Source organism: Candidatus Symbiopectobacterium sp. NZEC135, assembly GCF_025962695.1.
Window position 1 is genome coordinate 1 of record NZ_JAGFPF010000589.1, and the last position, 1167, is coordinate 1167.

Here is a 1167-nt window from a genome sequence, read left to right on the forward strand (position 1 = left end):
TTAAAGCGAAAATCACCGTGGACGTATCCACCCTGCGTTAAAAGTGCCGGTACCGCGTCACGTTTACCGTGACAAGCGGCAACAAACGTCAGCAATGCCAGAGGAAGAGGATCATCCAGGCGTAAATAACGATGTTGTACCGAACGAACAAACAAACCATGATGAAAGTGCTGTTTGAATAAGGTTTCCGCTACGCGCCAGGCGCGTTCTGCCCAAAGTGGGGACTGCGTTTTTTCCGCCAGTTCCGTCAAGGCAACCAACAGGAAAGGCGTTGCGCTGTTTTCCAAGCCATCTTGCTCACCGCGCTGCGCCATTGTCTCAATCAGGGCATACAGCTCATCGTCATCGCTCAAGCTATAAGCACGTACCAACGGCAGCAAATAATCACCTTCGAGTGCGAAGGGGGCTAATGTGGTGCCTTTTTTGCCATAATAGCCATCACGCGGGAACACAAAGCCGGTCATATCCTGGCCGTTGTTCCACATCGGTCGCAGCGTGTTGCTGACCACGTCATAAGCGTACTGGTAGTAATTCTTTAAGCCTGAAATTACCCAGGTCATGATGTCGCTATCGGGCTGCTGGCGCAGAATATCCAACATTGCCAGCGGGTTATCAATCAATAACGGGCGCATGTCGCGGAACAGCACATTGGCGTCTTTGGCGATAACGCCAAATTCCGGACCAAACTGACGCTGTGCACGGTCGCCGAACCAGGATTGCGTCTGGTTGTCATCTTCCGGTACCGGCTGGCGTTGCAACGGCGAACTGAACTGATACACCGGCATCCCGGTTTCAGGATTACGCGCCAACACATACTGGCGATATAAATGCTTACCCCATGCCGCCGCTGACGCATCGCCGGTAAAGCGCGCATACGCAAAGGCGGCGTAAATCAGGTCGGTACCCGCGTTGACGAAGGTCAACCCTTTGGTCAGCGGCAGTTCAGGCCAGATCGCCGGGTCAACCACATCACGGCGTGCGTGTTCAAACACCTGCGGGTCACGCGTTTTGGCGTAATCACCGTGGCGGCCAAGATCCAGTTGCTGCCAATCTTCAACATGGGCATTCCAGAAACCCTGCAAATAGTTCAGCGTTTTTTCTGCGTCGACGCGGTGCAACAGCGCGTAATAGGGCAGATGGTGTTTTAATTCATGCACCATGGCTTTG

1 protein-coding gene is annotated in these 1167 nt (G+C 53.5%); it reads right to left on the reverse strand.

The window, feature by feature from the left end; translation table 11 throughout:
• A partial coding sequence (locus J5224_RS28990) for a pectate lyase (RefSeq protein ID WP_264628542.1) occupies positions 1-1167 on the reverse strand: 1167 nt, incomplete at both ends.